Below are 17,213 nucleotides of genomic sequence, written 5' to 3' on the forward strand. Positions count from 1 at the left end.
CATGCGATATAAGCGAATTGCCGTAGTGTAGGTTAGCTCTTTTGCGCCTGGCAAGCCCGCTGGACGTAAGGGTTGTGATTCCCCTGGACGTTGGCGATGCGCTCGTCGCGCTGGCATTCCCACTCGGTCACCGGGTATTGCTTGTTCCAGGCATTGAACAGCTGCGTCTGCTGGCGTGAAAGGTTGAGGTTATAACGGTCACGCATATAGAAGTAGGTACGGGCGATGCTGCCGCGCGCGCGGGCAGGGGGCTCGGCGACTTTCTCTTTGAAATCCACCTTCATGCCGCACTGACCGTACTGGCCTTCGCCACCGTTCCACTGGCTATACATAAAGTTGCCGCGGTCACCGTTCACTTCGCCAACCGCAGGTTGCAGGTTGTGCATATCGCTTTCCATCTGGCGATAAACCGGATCTTTGGAACAGTTTTTACGCCCGCCATCCTGCCAGCACTGGCGCTGGTGGCCAAACTGCCACGCCGGAACGACATGTTCCCATTCGATGCGGCTGGCGCGGTTTTCGTTTTTACGCACCTTATAGCCGCAGGAATCAAGGTCAACGACCCCTTTTTTACCCTGCCAGTTAATTTTACAGCCGCAGTAGAAATCGCCCGGCACGTCGGCGTTCACCTTCACGCCTGCGGCTTTGGCCTGTGAGAAACTGTTGATACCGTCGGCCAGAGCATGGCCGGAGAGCGCCGTTGCAAGCAGGGCAACCGCGAGAGAAACATTACGGGACATCTTACACTCCGTGTCAAAACGAGCCCGCAACGTAACGAATGTTGTTCCCGTATGCAATCAGTCAGATCAGGAAAGTTCCTGAAAGTTCAGATAATTATTCGGCGACCAGCGGTTCGCCGCATTTTACGCAGCGGTAGGTTGCCTCGCCGCGCACCACGCGGTTGTGACGGCGGACGGTGAGCTGGTGCTGCTGGCACCGGCAGCGGTAGGAAAAGGTATTGCGGCGCACTGATTCCAGTTCGAACTGATGCGTGCGGCGAGCCGGAACGCCGAGCACGGCTTCCATCATCCACTTCCACTCTTTCCCGTGCGGCGCGACGCGGCCAAAGTGCTTCCATACCAGAAGATGCGCCAGCTCGTGCGGCACCACTTCCTCAATAAACGCCTGCTGGTTTTCCATCATCAGCACCGGGTTCAGGCGGATCTCATACGATTCCAGCCAGGCGGTGCCTGCTGCGGTGCCACGCTGCTGATATACCAGCTTCGGTTCAGGATAGTTGCGGCCGAGCTTCAGGTTGGCCTGGGCGAGTTTTTCCCGCAGGCTGCGCATAACGGCTTGCTGAATGGCGATGGGGAGACGGGGAGCTTTCATAGGGGCAGAGCATAAAGCGCGAAGCGGGGAGGTGCAAGAGGCACCTCCCGCCAGAGAATTAGTCGTGTGCGCCGATTTCGCGCAGCGGACGACCTTTCATCAGGTTACGTTCAATGTGTTCCAGTGAAACGTGCTTGGTTTCCGGAACCAGCCAGATAGTGAGAACAATAAAGAACAGGTTCAGACCGGCGTAGACCCAGAAGGTGTTGGCATTGCCCAGGGTATTGAGCATGGTCAGGAACGTTGCGCCGACGATCATATTGGCAATCCAGTTAGTCGCGGTAGAGCAGGTGATACCAAAATCACGCCCTTTCAGCGGCTGGATCTCCGAGCACAGCACCCAAATCAGCGGACCGGCGCTCATCGCAAACCCGACGATAAACATCAGCAGCATTGCTACCGCGAAGTACTGGGCGGTTGGAGAGTGAATGCCCACGTGCATCATGGTGCCCAGCACGCCCATGCCGACGGCCATCACCAGGAAGCCCAGCGTCAGGGTAGGCTTACGCCCCCAGCGGTCTACCAGCCCAATGGCAATAAAGGTCGCCAGCACGTTGGTCAGGCCGACAATAACGGTGCCCCACATCTGCTCGGTCGTGTTGGTATACCCCGCCAGCTCGAAGATTTTTGGCGCGTAGTACATGATGACGTTCATCCCGGTGAACTGTTGCATCACCTGCAGAAGCACGCCAAGGAACACCGCGCGGCGGAAGTTGCTGTTCTCTTTAAACAGCGCCCAGCCGGACTGTTTCACCTTCAGGCTTTCGCGGATTTCTTCCAGCTCGTTTTTCGCCTCAGCGCTGGTATCGCGCAGGCGAAGCAGCACGCGTTCAGCATCAACGAAGCGGCGTTTTGCGGCAAACCAGCGCGGGCTGTCCGGCAGGAAGAAGACGCCAATCAGCAGCAGGATGGCCGGGATGATGATCACGCCGAGCATCCAGCGCCATGCGCCGCTGTAGCTGAACGCGGTATCGGAAAGATAAGCACCCAGAATACCGATGGTGATCATCAGCTGGTACATGGAAATCATGCTGCCGCGGATTTTCTCCGGCGCGATTTCGGAAAGATACAGCGGTGCGGTATAGGAAGCGACGCCGACAGCCAGGCCCAGTAAAACGCGGGAAAGAATGAGCACTTCAACGTTAGGGGCAGCTGCAGAGAAGAGTGAACCGGCAACGAACAGGATCGCGCCGATCATCAGGCTCTTTTTGCGCCCGAGCTTGAAGGAGAGCCAGCCGCTGCCAACGGCACCGACTGCCGCACCAAACATCATGGAGCTGACCACCCATTCCTGGGTATGCGCGGTAATCTGGAACTCGTCTGCGATGAAGGGAAGTGCGCCGGCAATCACGCCGATATCCAGGCCAAAAAGTAATCCTGCCAGGGCGGCGAGGAAGCAGACGAAGAATGTCATCGCCTTGTTGGACGTACGCCCCTGTTTATAATTGTCAGGCATTATGCCCTCCATTTGATTTATCAGTTTTGTCGATGTTAAGGGTAGGTGAGTGACCCGTAAAAATATGTGAGACAAATCACATTGGTGTAATCGGTTACACTAATGTGAAACCGTAAAAATAATTAACGCTTTGAAAATATAGAGGTAAATGAGGTGATGCGCATCGCGTTTGTTTGAATTTCAGACTTAACTGAAATGAAATGTAACAGCAGAAGAAAGGCGATCAAGCAAAGAGATTATTCTGAAAGCGGCAGATATCCGCTGTGGTGTAATCGGTTCCAAATAACGCCGGGTGGCGGCTGCGCCTTACCCGGCCTACAAATACCGCAAAACCCGTAGGCCCGTGCAAGCGAAGCGCCGCCGGGCAATGATTATCGCACAAATGCAAAAGGCCAGCCCGAAGGCTGGCCTTTTAAAAGCGATGTCAGTCGATTACTTCAGACCGGCAGCTTCACGCAGCAGGGCGGCTTTGTCGGTTTTTTCCCATGGGAAATGTTCGCGACCAAAGTGACCGTAAGCGGCGGTTTCTTTGTAGATTGGGTGCAGCAGATCCAGCATCTGAATCAGGCCGTATGGGCGCAGGTCAAAGAACTCGCGCACCAGCAGGGTCAGCTGTTCTGAAGGCACTTTCTCAGTACCGAAAGTTTCCACCATGATGGAGGTCGGTTCAGCCACGCCGATTGCGTAGGAAACCTGAATCTCACAGCGGTCAGCCAGGCCAGCAGCAACGATGTTTTTCGCAACATAACGTGCAGCGTACGCAGCAGAACGGTCAACTTTAGACGGGTCTTTACCGGAGAACGCACCGCCGCCGTGACGCGCCATGCCGCCGTAGGTATCCACGATGATTTTACGACCGGTCAGGCCGCAGTCGCCCATTGGGCCGCCGATAACGAAGCGTCCGGTTGGGTTGATGAAGAATTTGGTCGCAGAGCTCAGCCATTCGGTTGGCAGAACCGGCTTGATGATCTCTTCCATCACGGCTTCCTGCAGCGATTTCTGATCGATATCTTCAGAATGCTGAGTGGACAGAACGACCGCATCAATACCGACGATTTTACCGTCGTCATACTGGAAGGTGACCTGGCTTTTCGCATCCGGACGCAGCCACGGCAGGGTGCCGTTTTTACGCACTTCAGCCTGACGCTGCACCAGACGGTGTGCGTAGGTAACCGGTGCTGGCATCAGCACGTCGGTTTCGTTGGTAGCGTAGCCGAACATCAGGCCCTGGTCGCCCGCGCCCTGCTCCAGCGGATCGGCACGGTCCACGCCCTGGTTGATGTCCGGGGACTGTTTGCCGATGGCGCTCAGTACCGCGCAGGAGTTGGCATCAAAGCCCATATCAGAATGTACATAGCCGATCTCACGCACCGTGTTACGGGTGATCTCTTCGATATCAACCCATGCGCTGGTGGTGATCTCACCGCCGACCAGAACCATGCCGGTTTTGACATAGGTTTCACAGGCTACGCGCGCTTTAGGATCCTGGGCAAGGATCGCATCCAGCACCGCATCGGAGATTTGGTCAGCAATTTTATCAGGATGTCCTTCTGATACGGACTCGGACGTAAACAGGTGTTTTGCCATGTTTTATTTCACCTAAGAGGAATTTGGTTAGCTCGAACTGCTGTGTGGAATAGCCAAAGGAGAGTATTCTACCAAGGCCTGCAGGTTTTTGACACTGGCAGTCTGAGTGTTAATCAGTATAGATGGATTAACATCTGGACGTCCATTTTAGGTCACTTCTTCACCCGATTTCCAGTTTTTTTTGACTTACCTCTCACTGCGTTGAAAACAAAGCTGGAAATATTTCCTGACGCCACTGGCAACCCGCGCATTTTTGTTTTGCATTTTCCCCACCTTCTCGGTATAAAACGCGGCACGCGGCTCATACAAAAAAGCGCTCGATGACCTCATCGTGTCGCCACTTCCAGCCGGGTTAAGCAGTGAACATTTAGCTTTGGCTTGTGGTCCGTTTCAGCAGAGGCGGCCGTGGAGGTGATACGAGATAATGAACCATCGTTTTCCGCTAATTCAGCGCAGCCGTTCTGGCGCGCAATTGATTCCCGCAACCCGCATTTCTAGTCTGCAAACCTGCCGATGTTATACCCATCTCGGCGCTTCTCAGGATCCCAGGGCCGGTTACGCTCTGTGACAGCTGAACAAGGGCGCTCTTGTTAATACAAGAGTTTTCTCGTGGTTTCGCCGAACCTTGTCATACAGAGTTCGGATACGTGTTTTACAATGATATGAATAAGAAACCGGTCGCACGGTCTGGATTTCAGCATACTCTGCTGGGAAACGGAGCCGTTTATGGGTTGTTATCGCCGTATAACGCTGCGATAGTAGTCAACTGTTTTACACTTAATACAAAGAGTTGAGGTTCGCTATGTCTGACGACATGTCTTCTTTTTCGCCTTCGTCAGCGGGCGAACAGGGTGTACTACGTTCTATGCAGGAGGTTGCGATGAGCTCCCAGGAAGCCAGCAAGATGCTGCGCACTTACAATATTGCCTGGTGGGGCAATAACTATTACGACGTCAACGAACTGGGCCACATCAGCGTCTGCCCGGACCCGGACGTCCCTGAAGCGCGCGTCGATCTCGCCAAACTGGTGAAAGCCCGCGAAGCACAGGGCCAGCGTTTGCCTGCACTGTTCTGCTTCCCGCAGATCCTGCAACATCGCCTGCGTTCTATTAACGCCGCGTTCAAACGCGCGCGGGAATCCTACGGCTATAAAGGCGACTACTTCCTGGTTTACCCGATCAAGGTAAACCAGCACCGCCGCGTGATTGAATCCCTGATCCACTCCGGTGAACCGCTGGGCCTGGAAGCCGGCTCCAAAGCGGAACTGATGGCGGTTCTGGCGCACGCGGGCATGACCCGTTCGGTGATCGTCTGTAACGGCTATAAAGACCGTGAATACATTCGTCTGGCGCTGATTGGCGAGAAGATGGGCCACAAGGTCTATCTGGTTATCGAGAAGATGACCGAAATCGCTATCGTGCTGGAAGAGGCTGAGCGTCTGAACGTCATCCCACGCCTTGGCGTGCGCGCGCGTCTGGCGTCGCAGGGGTCCGGTAAATGGCAGTCCTCCGGCGGTGAAAAATCCAAGTTCGGCCTCGCGGCGAACCAGGTGCTGCAGCTGGTGGAAATTCTGCGCGAGCGCGGTCGTCTCGACAGCATTCAGCTGCTGCACTTCCACCTCGGCTCACAGATGGCCAATATTCGCGACATCGCCACCGGCGTGCGTGAATCGGCGCGCTTCTACGTTGAGCTGCACAAGCTTGGCGTGAACATTCAGTGCTTCGACGTGGGCGGCGGCCTGGGCGTGGATTACGAAGGTACCCGCTCGCAGTCCGACTGCTCCGTGAACTACGGCCTGAACGAATACGCCAACAATATTATCTGGGCGATTGGCGATGCCTGTGAAGAGAACGGCCTACCGCATCCGACGGTGATCACCGAATCTGGCCGCGCGGTTACCGCGCACCATACGGTGCTGGTCTCTAACATCATCGGTGTTGAGCGTAGCGAAATCACCGACGCGACGCCTCCGGCAGAAGATGCCCCGCGTTCCCTGCAAAGCATGTGGGAAACCTGGCAGGAGATGCACGAGCCGGGCACGCGCCGTTCCCTGCGCGAATGGCTGCACGACAGCCAGATGGACCTGCACGATATTCACGTGGGCTATTCCTCCGGCACCTTTAGCCTGCAGGAGCGCGCGTGGGCAGAGCAGCTCTATCTGAACATGTGCCATGAAGTGCAGAAGCAACTCGACCCGAGCAACCGCGCACACCGTCCGATTATCGACGAGCTGCAGGAACGTATGGCGGACAAAATGTACGTCAACTTCTCGCTGTTCCAGTCGATGCCGGATGCCTGGGGTATCGACCAGCTGTTCCCGGTTCTGCCGCTGGAAGGGCTGAACCACGCCCCGGAACGTCGTGCGGTGCTGCTGGACATCACCTGTGATTCAGATGGCGCTATCGACCACTACGTTGACGGCGACGGTATCGCAACGACGATGCCAATGCCGGAGTACGACCCGGAGAACCCGCCGATGCTGGGCTTCTTTATGGTTGGCGCGTATCAGGAGATCCTCGGCAACATGCACAACCTGTTCGGTGATACCGAAGCGGTTGACGTGTTCGTCTTCCCTGACGGCAACGTGGAAGTCGAGCTGTCTGACGAAGGGGACACCGTCGCGGACATGCTGGAATACGTTCAGCTGGATCCGAAAAAACTGCTCACCCAGTTCCGCGACCAGGTGAAAAACACCGGTCTGGACGATGCGCTCCAGCAGCAGTTCCTGGAAGAGTTTGAAGCGGGTCTGTACGGGTACACCTACCTGGAAGACGAGTAGGTTAACCTCCCTCTCCCTGTGGGAGAGGGGCGGGGTGAGGGCAGCAGGCTGCTGTGCCGCTGATGCCCGGTGGCGCTGCGCTTACCGGGCCTACGTATGTAGGCCGGATAAGGCGGAGCCGTCATCCGGCAGAATGCTATACTCACTTGAACCCGTACGCATTACCGGCGATAATTTGCCCCAATTAGCGATTTACGAATCAATCCCTTCCTCGTCGGGTTTAACGACGCGGAGGGGATTTTTTTTCATCTGTTTTTAATGTATCGACGTTAAAAGAGGTCAGGACATGAGCACTTTAGGTCATCAGTACGATAACTCTCTGGTATCTAACGCGTTTGGTTTTTTACGCCTTCCAATGAACTTCCAGCCGTACGACAGCGACGCTGACTGGGTGATCACCGGCGTACCGTTCGACATGGCAACGTCCGGTCGCGCGGGCGGTCGTCACGGCCCGGCAGCTATCCGTCAGGTTTCTACCAACCTGGCCTGGGAGCACAACCGCTTCCCGTGGAACTTCGACATGCGCGAGCGCCTGAACGTGGTGGACTGCGGTGACCTGGTGTACGCCTTCGGCGACGCGCGTGAGATGAGCGAAAAGCTGCAGGCCCACGCCGAGAAGCTGCTGGCGGCCGGCAAGCGCATGCTCTCCTTCGGCGGTGACCACTTCGTGACCCTGCCGCTGCTGCGCGCTCACGCCAAGCACTTCGGTAAAATGGCGCTGGTGCACTTCGATGCGCATACCGACACCTACGCGAACGGCTGCGAGTTCGACCACGGCACCATGTTCTACACCGCGCCGAACGAAGGCCTGATCGATCCTAACCACTCGGTGCAGATCGGTATCCGCACCGAGTTCGACAAAGACAACGGCTTCACCGTGCTGGATGCGGGCCAGGTCAACGATCGCGGCGTGGACGATATTCTGGCGCAGGTTAAGCAGATCGTCGGCGATATGCCTGTGTACCTGACTTTCGATATCGACTGCCTGGATCCGGCTTTTGCGCCGGGCACCGGTACGCCTGTTATCGGCGGCCTGACCTCAGACCGCGCGATCAAGCTGGTGCGCGGCCTGAAGGATCTGAACATCGTCGGGATGGACGTGGTAGAAGTGGCTCCGGCCTATGACCAGTCCGAGATCACCGCGCTGGCCGCGGCGACCCTGGCGCTGGAAATGCTCTACATCCAGGCGGCGAAAAAAGGCGAATAAGCCTTACGCGCTCACTGCTGCTGCGCGACGCATGCGCAGCAGCAGCATTCCTCCGGCGAGCAGGGTAATCACTTGTGAGACGACCAGCACCGAAAAGCCAGAGCTGACCGACCCCACCGATTTCATCACCATCCCCATCAGTAGCGGAATAAACGCCGCGCAGATATTGCCTATCCCATTAATAATGCCGTACGCGCTGCCCACGGCATCCCGGGCGGCGTGATGCTGGATTACCGCAGGAATAGCCGCTCCCTGAAGTCCCCAGAACACGTTGGCAGACAGCATAAACAGCGCCAGCCATGCGGGTTGATGGCTGAGCATCAGCGCGACTACGGAGAGTGCCGTCAACGTACCGCCCACCACAAACAGTACCGGCGCCTGTTCCGGCCGCATTTTGTCGAGCAGCACGCCGCCCAGAAACTTTGACCCCAGGCTCAGCAGGAAGGGGACCGCCGCAAGCATGCCCGTCGCGTGCAGCGAGAAGTGGTGCTCGTCACGCAGCCATGCGGGCAGCCACGCGCTGCTGCCCCACAGATAGCTCAGCGTGGCGATTTCAACCAGCAGGATCCAGCCCAGCAGCGGCGTCTGCCAGGCCAGCGTGAAGGTGCGAACAAACCCCGGTTTTTTCATCTTCACCGGGCTGTGTGGCGCGGGCAGAAAACGCCAGATGAGCCCGCCGCCCAACACCAGATTCATCACCGCCAGCGCGTAAAACGACCCGGCCCAGCCCAGATGCGCCATCAGCCAGGTGACCAGCGGAAAGCCCACGGCCAGCCCGAGCGAGACGCCCAGCGCGGTGACGGCGTTGGGTTTGCCGATCTCTTCCGCGCTAAAGTTATCGTTGATAAAGCGCGTCTTCAGCGAAAAGAGCGGTCCTTCGGCAACGCCCAAAATCACGCGGGCGATAAGCATGCCCATTAGCGAACCCAGCAGCGGAGAAATTGCGCAGACCGCGGCCCAAATCGCAATGCTGCTTAATAATCCCTGACGGTAATGGAGTTTGCTTTCGATAACTGGCGTTAATAATAAAGCCGAAAAACCATAACCCAGCAGAAAGCAGGTCATAAGCATTCCCTGTAACATTCTGTTTTCATTTAGCTGAAAATGTTCGGCAAATTCAGGATTTAAAATCATTACCGAGATATTAACCCGGTCGACGTAGGAAATAATAATCAGTAATAACAGTGCAATTGTACCTTGCCATCTTGCCGTCATCATGCCCGCCTTACGTTTTCATTTATTTATATTTTTATCAAAGTGATTGTCACGGATCTAAAATGGTTCACTGGTGAAACTCATTGTTTATTAATGATAAATAATTTTTTGTTTCACAGATGAAACACTAAAGATGTGACGCTACTTTATTTTTAAGGAACAAAAAGAAAAGAAGTCAATATCTTTTATTGAAATATCGAGGGCATTAATAAATCGTATTTATCACGCCACAATAATGAAAATTTCATATCGCTGCATTTTTTCGTGATCCTTTGCACACTTAGTTAATTAATACCTGTTTGATTAACAAAATTGTCACATTGACGCTTGACGAAACATTCATCGGTTTTATATTGACCGTATTAAATAAGAAACAGAGTTTCATATATGAAACAAAAGCCTGGAGGATCGTGATGAGCTGGATAGGCGTATGTGACGCAGAACAAGTACAGGAAGATTTCCCTTTTAGCGGCAACGTCGACGGTAAAGAGATCGGCGTTTATTTGATTGACGGTGAATATTACGCACTGGAAGACGTATGCCCGCACGCTTATGCCCTGCTGAGCCAGGGATTTGTGGAGGACGGCAAAGTGGAATGCCCTCTGCATGAGGCGGTGTTTGACGTCAAAACTGGCCAGTGCCTGCACGGCCCCGGTGGTCGCAATCTGAACCGCTACCCGGTTCGGGTCTTTGAAAACCAAATTCAGATTACCTTCGTCGAGGAGACCGTGGCATGAGCAACACCCTGAACTACAACCCGGCGCTGCCGGAAAGCCGCCAGTTTACCCCGCCTGCAGAGGGCGGCAACGGCGCGATCCATAAGCCGGGTGACTACACCAACCTGATCTGGCAAACCCGCAGCCGCGAGCCGGAAAGCTGGGAGGTGAACCTGATTGCCACGCTGGAAGATCTCTTCGAACAGGGCGTTGAAACCCTACCGGAACTGGTGAACGGGCTGAACGCGGTGCGCATGCACGACCAGCAGGGCGAGCCGTGGAGCGACGCCAGCTTCCAGGCATTCTTACAGGTTAACGGCTACTGAGGGCAATGCGATGACGACGACCGAACAAAACTATCTCGATAAAGGCCTGCGCGGCCTCTGGTATCCGGTACTGGCAAGCTGGGAAGTGCAGTCTGCTCCTGTGGGCATCACCCGCCTGGGCGAGCAGATTGTGGTCTGGCGCAACAAAGACGGCCAGGTGCAGGCGCTGGAAGACCGCTGCCCGCACCGCGGCGCGCGCCTGTCGATGGGCTGGAACCTCGGCGACCGCATTGCCTGCTGGTATCACGGCGTGGAGGTGGCGGGCAACGGCGAGGTAAAAGATGTGCCCGCCGTGGATAAATGCCCGCTGGTCGGCCAGCAGTGCGTGCGCAGCTACAACGTACAGGAGGCGCACGGCGCCATCTTCCTGTGGTTTGGCGTTACCGCTGACCAGCAGCCGGACGCGCTGACCTTCCCGGATGAACTTGCCGATACGGAGAACTTCAGCAACTTCCTCTGCACCGCCGCGTGGAAGTGCAACTACCAGTACGCGCTGGAAAACGTGATGGACCCGATGCACGGCACCTATCTGCATTCATCGTCGCACTCAATGGCGGAAGGGGATCGCAAGGCCGACATGGTGCTCCAGCCGACCAAAACCGGCTTCATCTTTGAGAAGAAAGGGCAGAGCGGCGTCAACTTCGACTGGGTTGAGCTGGGTAACAGCGGCACCTGCTGGATGCGCCTCTCCATTCCGTACAAGAAACGCTTCGGACCGGGTGGCCACTTCTTTATCGTCGGCATGGTGGTGCCGGAAGATAACGACAACTGCCGCGTCTTCTTCTGGCGCATCCGCCGCGTGCAGGGCTGGCAGCGCGACATGTGGCGCTTCATGTACCGTAACCGTCTGGAGAAGCTGCACTGGGAAGTGCTGGAGCAGGACCGCGTGGTGCTGGAAAGCATGGCGCCAAACGCCCGCGACCATGAATACCTCTACCAGCACGACGTCGGCCTCTCCCGCCTGCGCCGCATGATGCAAAAAGCCGCGAAAGATCAGCTGGCAGCACGCGAAGCACAGCAGGGAGCCGCCTGATGAACGGGCTGCTGAGCGGAAAGCGCATCGTCGTTACCGGTGCCGCGCGCGGGCTGGGCTACCACTTTGCCAAAGCCTGCGCGGAGCAGGGTGCAAACGTAGTGATGTGCGACATTCTCAAAGGCGAGCTGGCCGAAAGCGCACATCGGCTGAGCGAACAGGGCTATGCGATCGAAGCGCACGTTATCGATCTGGCCGATCCGCATTCCATCGAGCAGGTCTTTAGCGCCATTGGCGTGCAGGGGCAGATTGACGGCCTGGTCAACAACGCGGCGATGGCAACGGGCGTGGGCGGCAAAAACATGCTCGATTACGATCCGGACCTGTGGGACCGCGTGATGAGCGTGAACGTCAAAGGTACCTGGCTGGTGACGCGCGCCGCCGTGCCGCTGCTGCGCGAAGGGGCGGGCATTGTGAACGTGGCGTCCGACACCGCGCTGTGGGGCGCGCCGCGCCTGATGGCCTACGTCGCCAGCAAGGGCGCGGTGATTGCCATGACCCGCTCAATGGCGCGCGAGCTTGGCGAAAAGCGCATTCGAATCAACGCCATCGCCCCGGGTTTAACCCGCGTCGAGGCAACCGAATATGTGCCGGCCGAGCGGCATCAGCTTTACGAAAACGGTCGCGCATTAACAGGGGCGCAGCAGCCGGAGGATGTCACCGGCAGCGTGGTCTGGCTGTTAAGCGATCTGTCGCGGTTCATCACCGGACAGCTGATCCCGGTCAACGGCGGTTTTGTCTTTAATTGAGGTAGGGCGATGATGGCAAACGATCGGGAAGTGAAGTATCTGGTGCCGGGGCTGGAGCGCGGTTTACAGCTGCTGTTGGCCTTTGGCGAGCAGCATCGCGAACTGACCTTTGCCGAGCTGCACCGGCTGGTGGATATGCCGAAGGCCACCGCCTACCGCGTGGTACAGACGCTGGAGTTTATGGGCTTTCTGGAGCGCAACGCACGCACCAATACCTTCTCGCTGGGCATGAACGTGCTGCGTCTCGGCTTTGAGTACATCGCCTCGCTGGACGTGGCCCAGGTTGGCCAGCCGGTTATCGAGCAGCTGCGCGACGTGAGCCAGTGCAGCAGCCATCTGGCGATCCGCGATGGGCGCGACATTATCTACATCGCCCGCGTCAGCGCCGCCGGGTCGCGTATCAATCAGGTCAGCATTGGCACCCGTCTTCCGGTGCACTGCACCTCGCTCGGCCGCATGCTGCTGACCGATATTTCCCGCGCCGAGTTTGAACAGCTGTTTCCGCACGAGCGCCTGCCGGGCAACGCGCCGGGACAGCTTCACGACCGCGAAGCCCTGTGGCAGATGGTGCAGCAGGACAAAGCCCGCGGGTACGTTATCGGCGAATCCTTCTTCCGCCACGGCATCTCCTCCATCGTCTACCCGGTGTATGACCGAAGCGGACGCGTGGCGGCGGTGATCAGCATTCTGGTGCCGTCGGAAGAGATCCCGCAGTCCGACCGCGAGCGCCTGCAAAACGAGGTTCGCCTCGCGGCGGATAAAATTTCTGGCTTCTTAGGATACCTGTCACAGGCCAGTTAAATCAGTGAGTTAACGTCAGGCGCTTGACCGCGTCGGGCATGTTTTACGCCCAATTTGGGCCAGATGAGGCAACGAACGATGAGTGTAACCGGAATTGAAAAGCTGGAATTTGGCGTGGAAGACCTGACGCACTGCGCCAAATTTATGCGTGATTTTGGCCTGACGGGCGATGCCAGCGGCCAGCGTTTTACCACCCTAAGCGGCGCGCGTGTGGAGCTTAATCCCATCGACAGCCCCGAGCTGCCGCCCGCGTTTGAGGTGGGCAACACCCTTCGCCGCATGACCTGGGCGGTTGCGAGTCAGTCAGATCTTAACGCGCTGCGCCCGAAGCTGGCGCAGCAGCCCGGCTTTCGCGAGGTGGGCGACGCGCTGGAGTGCCTCGACCCGAACGGCATGACGCTGCGCGTGCAGGTTAGCCAGCAGACCGACGTGGAGCTGAACGTTGAGCCGATCAACCAGTGGGGCGACGCCCGCCGGATCGACACGCCCAGCCCGGTTTACGATCGCGCCCAGCCCATCAACGTGGGGCACGTGGTGTTCTTCGTGGAGGAGCTGGCCGCGGTGGAAAAATTCTACCGCGAGGTGCTCGGCTTCCAGGTCTCTGACCGCTACATCAACCGCGCCGTGTTCCTGCGCTGCGGCGCGCGCGGCGGTCATCACAACCTGTTCCTGCTGCAGCTGCCGAACCGCAGGCGCGGGCTGAACCACGTGGCCTTCACCGTGCGCGACATTCACGAGGTGATCGGCGGCGGTATCGCGATGAATAAAAATGACTGGAGCACCTTTATCGGGCCGGGCCGCCATCCGGTGTCGTCGGCGTACTTCTGGTACGTCAACAGCCCGACCGGCGGGGCGTTCGAGTATTACACCAACGACGACTACCTGACCGAGAACTGGCAGCCGCGCGAGCTGGAGCACTCGCTGGTCTCCTTTACCGAATGGGCGGTGGAAGGCGGGATCGACCACGACACGCGCCGCCAGCAGAAAAAGCCGGAGGCGGTATGACGTCGCGCATTGTCATTATCGGCGGCGGCCAGGCGGGCGGCTGGGCGGCGAAAACCCTGCGCGACGAGGGCTTCGACGGCGAGATTTGCGTGGTGGCGGAAGAAGAGTGGGATTTCTACGAGCGTCCGCCGCTGTCGAAAGCCTCTCTGCTGGAGCCGGACGCGGCGCTTCCGCGCCTGTTTTCCGACGAAGCGCAGCGGAAGCTTAACCTGACCTGGCACCGTCCGCTGCGTGCGGAGCAGATCGACCGCGAGGCGAAAACGGTGCGTTTAAGCAACGGCGAGCTTCTTAGTTACAACATCCTTTTAATTGCTACCGGAGGGCGGGCGCGCGTGCCGGGTGAGGCGTGGGCTGCGCATCCGCAGGTCTATACCCTGCGCCACTGGCAGGACGCGCAGCGCCTGAAAGGTCGGCTGGCGGAAAGCCAAACCCTGGCGATCGTCGGCGGCGGTTGGATCGGCCTGGAAATTGCCGCGTCCGCGCGCAAACGCGGCGTGGCAGTCACCCTGTTCGAGCAGCAGCCCGCGCTCTGCATGCGCTCGGTGAGCGGCGAGGTATCGCAGCGCTTAGAGGCCCTTCACCGCGAGCAGGGCGTGGATATCCGAACCGGCTGCGGCGCGCTGGAGCTGGAGGACGATAACGGCCTGCCGGTTATCCACTGCGACGGCCAGCGTGAAACCTTTGATGCGGTGGTGGTGGGGATCGGCGTCGATCTCAATCAGGAGCTGGCCCGCGACGCGGGGCTGAAAACCGGGCGCGGGATCGTCGTGGATGCCCAGGGGCGAACGTCGGATCCGTTCATCTTCGCCGCCGGCGATGTGGCGCAGCATCATCACTACGGCCTGTGCATTCAGTCCTGGGCCTTCGCCCAGAATCAGGCGGTGGCGACGGCGAAGGCGATGCTCAACCCCGATGCGCCGGGCTACGACGACGCGCCGTGGCTGTGGTCGGATCAATACCAGCACAACATTCAGATCCTCGGCATTCCGCAGCCGGGCAGCAGAACGGTTGTGCGTGAAGAGGCGCTGTACTTCTCGCTGGACGACAACGGGCGGCTGACGCAGCTGGTGGCGTTCAACGACGCGCGCACCGTCAAGCTGGCGAAGCGCTGGATGGCGGCGGGGCGGGATCTGTCCGACGTGCCGCTCACCGACCCGACCTTTTCACTGATGTCATTGCGATAGCTAACCCGCACCCGTAGGGGGAGAGATGACCACACTAGAGACTAACACCGCGCCCGTTGAGGCAAGCGGTGAGGGAACCCGTACGCCTGAAAAAGCGGTGCGCTGGGCCATCCCGCTGTCGCTGCTGGCCTGCGTGCTGCTGGCGTTTTTCGACAAAATCAGCATCGCGGCGCTCTTTTCGGATACCCATTTCCAGCAGGCGATGGGCATTGATTTCGACACCACGCGTCTCGGCATTTTGATGAGCGCTTTCCTGCTGAGCTATGGCTTCTCATCGGTGTTTTTAAGCGGTTTAGGCGACAAAATTGCGCCGCTGCGCCTGCTCACGGGCATGATGGCGGTGTGGTGCGTGCTGATGGTGGCGATGGGCTTTACCCATAACTACACGCTGATGATCGTCCTGCGCATTCTGCTGGGCGTGGCGGAAGGGCCGCTGTTCCCGCTGGCCTTCGCCATCGTGCGCCACAACTTCCCGCAGCATCTTCAGGCGCGCGCCACCATGCTGTGGCTGCTGGGCACGCCGGTGGGCGCGGCGATTGGCTTCCCGCTCTCCCTCTGGCTGCTGAACGCCTTCGGCTGGCAGAGCACCTTCTTCGTGATGGCGATGCTCACCGTACCGGTGCTGATTTTCGTGCGCATCGGGCTGCGCGGGATCCGTCTGGATACGAAGCCCGGCACCTCGCAGGCGTCGCAGGACGAGCGCCGCGCCGCGCGCCGCGAGCTGTTTGTCAGCCCGCACTTCTGGATCATCTGCATCTTTAATATCGCTTTCCTGACCTACCTGTGGGGCATCAACGGCTGGCTGCCGGGCTACCTGATTAAGGGCAAAGGCATTCACCTGGAGCACGCGGGCTGGCTGTCGTCGATGCCGTTCATCGCCATGCTGGCGGGCGAGGTCATTGGCGCGTGGCTGTCGGACCGGGTCGATAAGCGCGCGGCGGCCTGCTTTATCTCGATGGCGGGAGCGGCGGTAGGCCTGGCGGCGGTGATGCACCTCGACACCCCGCTGGCCATCATCGCGGCGATGAGCTTCAGCACCTTTATGTGGGGCACCGGCGCACCCAACATTTTCGCCCTGCTGGCGAAGGCCACCCATCCGCGGGTGAGCGCCACGGCGGGCGGCATTTTCAACGGGCTGGGAAACTTTGCGGGCGCGCTGTCGCCAGCGGTGATGGGGGTGTTAATCGCCTTCACCCACAGCATGGATTCCGGGCTGATTTTTCTGGCGGTGATGGCGGCGGTGGGCTGCGTCCTGTTACTGCCGCTGCTGAGACGTTACTGAGGAGAGTGTCATGACTGATTCAACCGTAACCAACACAACAGGCATCAAACCTGACCACCTGACGATGGAAGAGTGGGTCGAGTCGCGCATTGCGCGCTTCGAAGGCCGCAAGTACGACTGGAACGCGCTGAAGTTCCAGGCCGATTTTGATCCGAAATACCGCCGGGCGCAGATGCGCTATATCGGCACCGGGGCAACGGGCGTCGCGAACGACACCAACACCGTGCAGGCGGACCATTTTACCTTCTCCACCATGGTGCTGCCGTCGAAGTGCGAAGGGCCGCTGCACCTGCACGATGACGTGGAAGAGGTGTTCTTCATGCTTAAAGGCCAGATCACGCTGATGATCCAGGACGGTGAGAACTACACCGAAACCGTGCTGCGCGAGCGCGACCTGATCTCCGTCCCGCCGGGCATCTACCGCGGGCTGTTTAACCATGGGGAAGAAGAGGCGCTGATGTGCGTCATGCTGGGGACCAACAGGCCGGAAATCCCAACCTACCCCGCCGATCATCCGCTGTCCAAAGTGAAGCGGAACTAA

At 58.3% G+C, this 17,213-nt stretch carries 18 protein-coding genes; 13 read left to right on the forward strand and 5 right to left on the reverse strand.

Annotation, left to right across the window (positions count from 1 at the left end; all coding sequences use genetic code 11):
- Positions 1-32: 32 nt before the first annotated feature.
- From endA to metK, 4 genes are all read right to left on the reverse strand, one after another.
- Positions 33-740 carry a deoxyribonuclease I gene (endA, locus tag KK102_RS13850; RefSeq protein ID WP_216357827.1) on the reverse strand — a complete coding sequence of 236 codons (708 nt, stop codon included), beginning with the start codon at positions 738-740 and terminating at the stop codon, positions 33-35.
- 94 nt (positions 741-834) lie between these two features.
- A complete protein-coding gene (locus KK102_RS13855; RefSeq protein ID WP_010435446.1) occupies positions 835-1,332 on the reverse strand; it encodes a SprT family zinc-dependent metalloprotease in 498 nt (165 codons plus the stop codon).
- Positions 1,333-1,390: 58 nt separating this feature from the next.
- Positions 1,391-2,788 carry a galactose/proton symporter gene (gene galP / locus KK102_RS13860; RefSeq protein ID WP_216357828.1) on the reverse strand — a complete coding sequence of 466 codons (1,398 nt, stop codon included), beginning with the start codon at positions 2,786-2,788 and terminating at the stop codon, positions 1,391-1,393.
- A gap of 432 nt (positions 2,789-3,220) precedes the next feature.
- Positions 3,221-4,375, reverse strand: coding sequence for a methionine adenosyltransferase (metK, locus tag KK102_RS13865; protein WP_010435443.1), 1,155 nt, complete (start codon positions 4,373-4,375; stop codon positions 3,221-3,223).
- Between the two features lie 424 nt (positions 4,376-4,799).
- Here metK and KK102_RS22415 point away from each other — a divergent pair, with 424 nt between their 5' ends.
- The 4 genes from KK102_RS22415 (at position 4,800) to speB (ending at position 8,361) form a co-directional block, all read left to right on the forward strand.
- On the forward strand, positions 4,800-4,943 hold the full coding sequence (locus tag KK102_RS22415) for a hypothetical protein (protein ID WP_419716700.1): 144 nt from the start codon (positions 4,800-4,802) through the stop codon (positions 4,941-4,943).
- 94 nt (positions 4,944-5,037) lie between these two features.
- Positions 5,038-5,169 carry an acid stress response protein YqgB gene (gene yqgB / locus KK102_RS13880; protein ID WP_127312443.1) on the forward strand — a complete coding sequence of 44 codons (132 nt, stop codon included), beginning with the start codon at positions 5,038-5,040 and terminating at the stop codon, positions 5,167-5,169.
- An 8-nt stretch (positions 5,170-5,177) separates the two neighbouring features.
- The gene (gene speA, locus KK102_RS13885) at positions 5,178-7,154 is read left to right on the forward strand and encodes a biosynthetic arginine decarboxylase (protein ID WP_216357829.1); all 1,977 of its coding nucleotides are present in this window, start codon (positions 5,178-5,180) and stop codon (positions 7,152-7,154) included.
- A 286-nt stretch (positions 7,155-7,440) separates the two neighbouring features.
- The gene (speB, locus tag KK102_RS13890) at positions 7,441-8,361 is read left to right on the forward strand and encodes an agmatinase (protein ID WP_006811917.1); all 921 of its coding nucleotides are present in this window, start codon (positions 7,441-7,443) and stop codon (positions 8,359-8,361) included.
- Positions 8,362-8,364: 3 nt separating this feature from the next.
- Here speB and KK102_RS13895 read toward each other — a convergent pair whose 3' ends face one another.
- Positions 8,365-9,576: an MFS transporter gene (locus KK102_RS13895; protein ID WP_216357971.1), complete on the reverse strand. Its 1,212-nt coding sequence runs from the start codon at positions 9,574-9,576 to the stop codon at positions 8,365-8,367.
- Positions 9,577-9,989: 413 nt separating this feature from the next.
- Here KK102_RS13895 and KK102_RS13900 point away from each other — a divergent pair, with 413 nt between their 5' ends.
- The 9 genes from KK102_RS13900 (at position 9,990) to KK102_RS13940 (ending at position 17,213) form a co-directional block, all read left to right on the forward strand.
- Positions 9,990-10,313: a Rieske (2Fe-2S) protein gene (locus KK102_RS13900; RefSeq protein WP_003860044.1), complete on the forward strand. Its 324-nt coding sequence runs from the start codon at positions 9,990-9,992 to the stop codon at positions 10,311-10,313.
- Positions 10,310-10,618 (forward strand): recombinase-like helix-turn-helix domain-containing protein, encoded by a 309-nt coding sequence (locus KK102_RS13905; protein WP_126544997.1) that lies wholly within the window; start codon positions 10,310-10,312, stop codon positions 10,616-10,618. The genes KK102_RS13900 and KK102_RS13905 overlap by 4 nt, the downstream gene beginning before the upstream one ends.
- 10 nt (positions 10,619-10,628) lie before the next feature.
- Positions 10,629-11,651 carry an aromatic ring-hydroxylating oxygenase subunit alpha gene (locus tag KK102_RS13910; protein WP_216357830.1) on the forward strand — a complete coding sequence of 341 codons (1,023 nt, stop codon included), beginning with the start codon at positions 10,629-10,631 and terminating at the stop codon, positions 11,649-11,651.
- Positions 11,651-12,400: an SDR family oxidoreductase gene (locus KK102_RS13915; protein ID WP_126544995.1), complete on the forward strand. Its 750-nt coding sequence runs from the start codon at positions 11,651-11,653 to the stop codon at positions 12,398-12,400. The genes KK102_RS13910 and KK102_RS13915 overlap by 1 nt, the downstream gene beginning before the upstream one ends.
- 12 nt (positions 12,401-12,412) lie before the next feature.
- Entirely contained in the window at positions 12,413-13,201 is a 789-nt protein-coding gene (locus KK102_RS13920) for an IclR family transcriptional regulator (RefSeq protein WP_216357972.1), read from the forward strand.
- Positions 13,202-13,279: 78 nt separating this feature from the next.
- Positions 13,280-14,206, forward strand: coding sequence for a VOC family protein (locus tag KK102_RS13925; protein ID WP_216357831.1), 927 nt, complete (start codon positions 13,280-13,282; stop codon positions 14,204-14,206).
- Positions 14,203-15,390: an NAD(P)/FAD-dependent oxidoreductase gene (locus tag KK102_RS13930; protein WP_216357832.1), complete on the forward strand. Its 1,188-nt coding sequence runs from the start codon at positions 14,203-14,205 to the stop codon at positions 15,388-15,390. The genes KK102_RS13925 and KK102_RS13930 overlap by 4 nt, the downstream gene beginning before the upstream one ends.
- A gap of 25 nt (positions 15,391-15,415) precedes the next feature.
- A complete protein-coding gene (locus tag KK102_RS13935; RefSeq protein WP_126544992.1) occupies positions 15,416-16,672 on the forward strand; it encodes an MFS transporter in 1,257 nt (418 codons plus the stop codon).
- Positions 16,673-16,682: 10 nt separating this feature from the next.
- The gene (locus tag KK102_RS13940) at positions 16,683-17,213 is read left to right on the forward strand and encodes a cupin domain-containing protein (RefSeq protein ID WP_216357833.1); all 531 of its coding nucleotides are present in this window, start codon (positions 16,683-16,685) and stop codon (positions 17,211-17,213) included.

It is taken from the genome of Enterobacter quasimori, assembly GCF_018597345.1.
Lineage (GTDB): Bacteria > Pseudomonadota > Gammaproteobacteria > Enterobacterales > Enterobacteriaceae > Enterobacter > Enterobacter mori.

Excerpts from the sequence above, each read along its gene's own strand:
- endA (WP_216357827.1), bottom strand. The coding sequence starts at position 740 with ATGTCCCGTAATGTTTCTCTCGCGGTTGCCCTGCTTGCAACGGCGCTC.
- KK102_RS13855 (WP_010435446.1), bottom strand. The coding sequence starts at position 1,332 with ATGAAAGCTCCCCGTCTCCCCATCGCCATTCAGCAAGCCGTTATGCGC.
- galP (WP_216357828.1), bottom strand. The coding sequence starts at position 2,788 with ATGCCTGACAATTATAAACAGGGGCGTACGTCCAACAAGGCGATGACA.
- metK (WP_010435443.1), bottom strand. The coding sequence starts at position 4,375 with ATGGCAAAACACCTGTTTACGTCCGAGTCCGTATCAGAAGGACATCCT.
- KK102_RS22415 (WP_419716700.1), top strand. The coding sequence starts at position 4,800 with ATGAACCATCGTTTTCCGCTAATTCAGCGCAGCCGTTCTGGCGCGCAA.
- yqgB (WP_127312443.1), top strand. The coding sequence starts at position 5,038 with ATGAATAAGAAACCGGTCGCACGGTCTGGATTTCAGCATACTCTGCTG.
- speA (WP_216357829.1), top strand. The coding sequence starts at position 5,178 with ATGTCTGACGACATGTCTTCTTTTTCGCCTTCGTCAGCGGGCGAACAG.
- speB (WP_006811917.1), top strand. The coding sequence starts at position 7,441 with ATGAGCACTTTAGGTCATCAGTACGATAACTCTCTGGTATCTAACGCG.
- KK102_RS13895 (WP_216357971.1), bottom strand. The coding sequence starts at position 9,576 with ATGACGGCAAGATGGCAAGGTACAATTGCACTGTTATTACTGATTATT.
- KK102_RS13900 (WP_003860044.1), top strand. The coding sequence starts at position 9,990 with ATGAGCTGGATAGGCGTATGTGACGCAGAACAAGTACAGGAAGATTTC.
- KK102_RS13905 (WP_126544997.1), top strand. The coding sequence starts at position 10,310 with ATGAGCAACACCCTGAACTACAACCCGGCGCTGCCGGAAAGCCGCCAG.
- KK102_RS13910 (WP_216357830.1), top strand. The coding sequence starts at position 10,629 with ATGACGACGACCGAACAAAACTATCTCGATAAAGGCCTGCGCGGCCTC.
- KK102_RS13915 (WP_126544995.1), top strand. The coding sequence starts at position 11,651 with ATGAACGGGCTGCTGAGCGGAAAGCGCATCGTCGTTACCGGTGCCGCG.
- KK102_RS13920 (WP_216357972.1), top strand. The coding sequence starts at position 12,413 with ATGGCAAACGATCGGGAAGTGAAGTATCTGGTGCCGGGGCTGGAGCGC.
- KK102_RS13925 (WP_216357831.1), top strand. The coding sequence starts at position 13,280 with ATGAGTGTAACCGGAATTGAAAAGCTGGAATTTGGCGTGGAAGACCTG.
- KK102_RS13930 (WP_216357832.1), top strand. The coding sequence starts at position 14,203 with ATGACGTCGCGCATTGTCATTATCGGCGGCGGCCAGGCGGGCGGCTGG.
- KK102_RS13935 (WP_126544992.1), top strand. The coding sequence starts at position 15,416 with ATGACCACACTAGAGACTAACACCGCGCCCGTTGAGGCAAGCGGTGAG.
- KK102_RS13940 (WP_216357833.1), top strand. The coding sequence starts at position 16,683 with ATGACTGATTCAACCGTAACCAACACAACAGGCATCAAACCTGACCAC.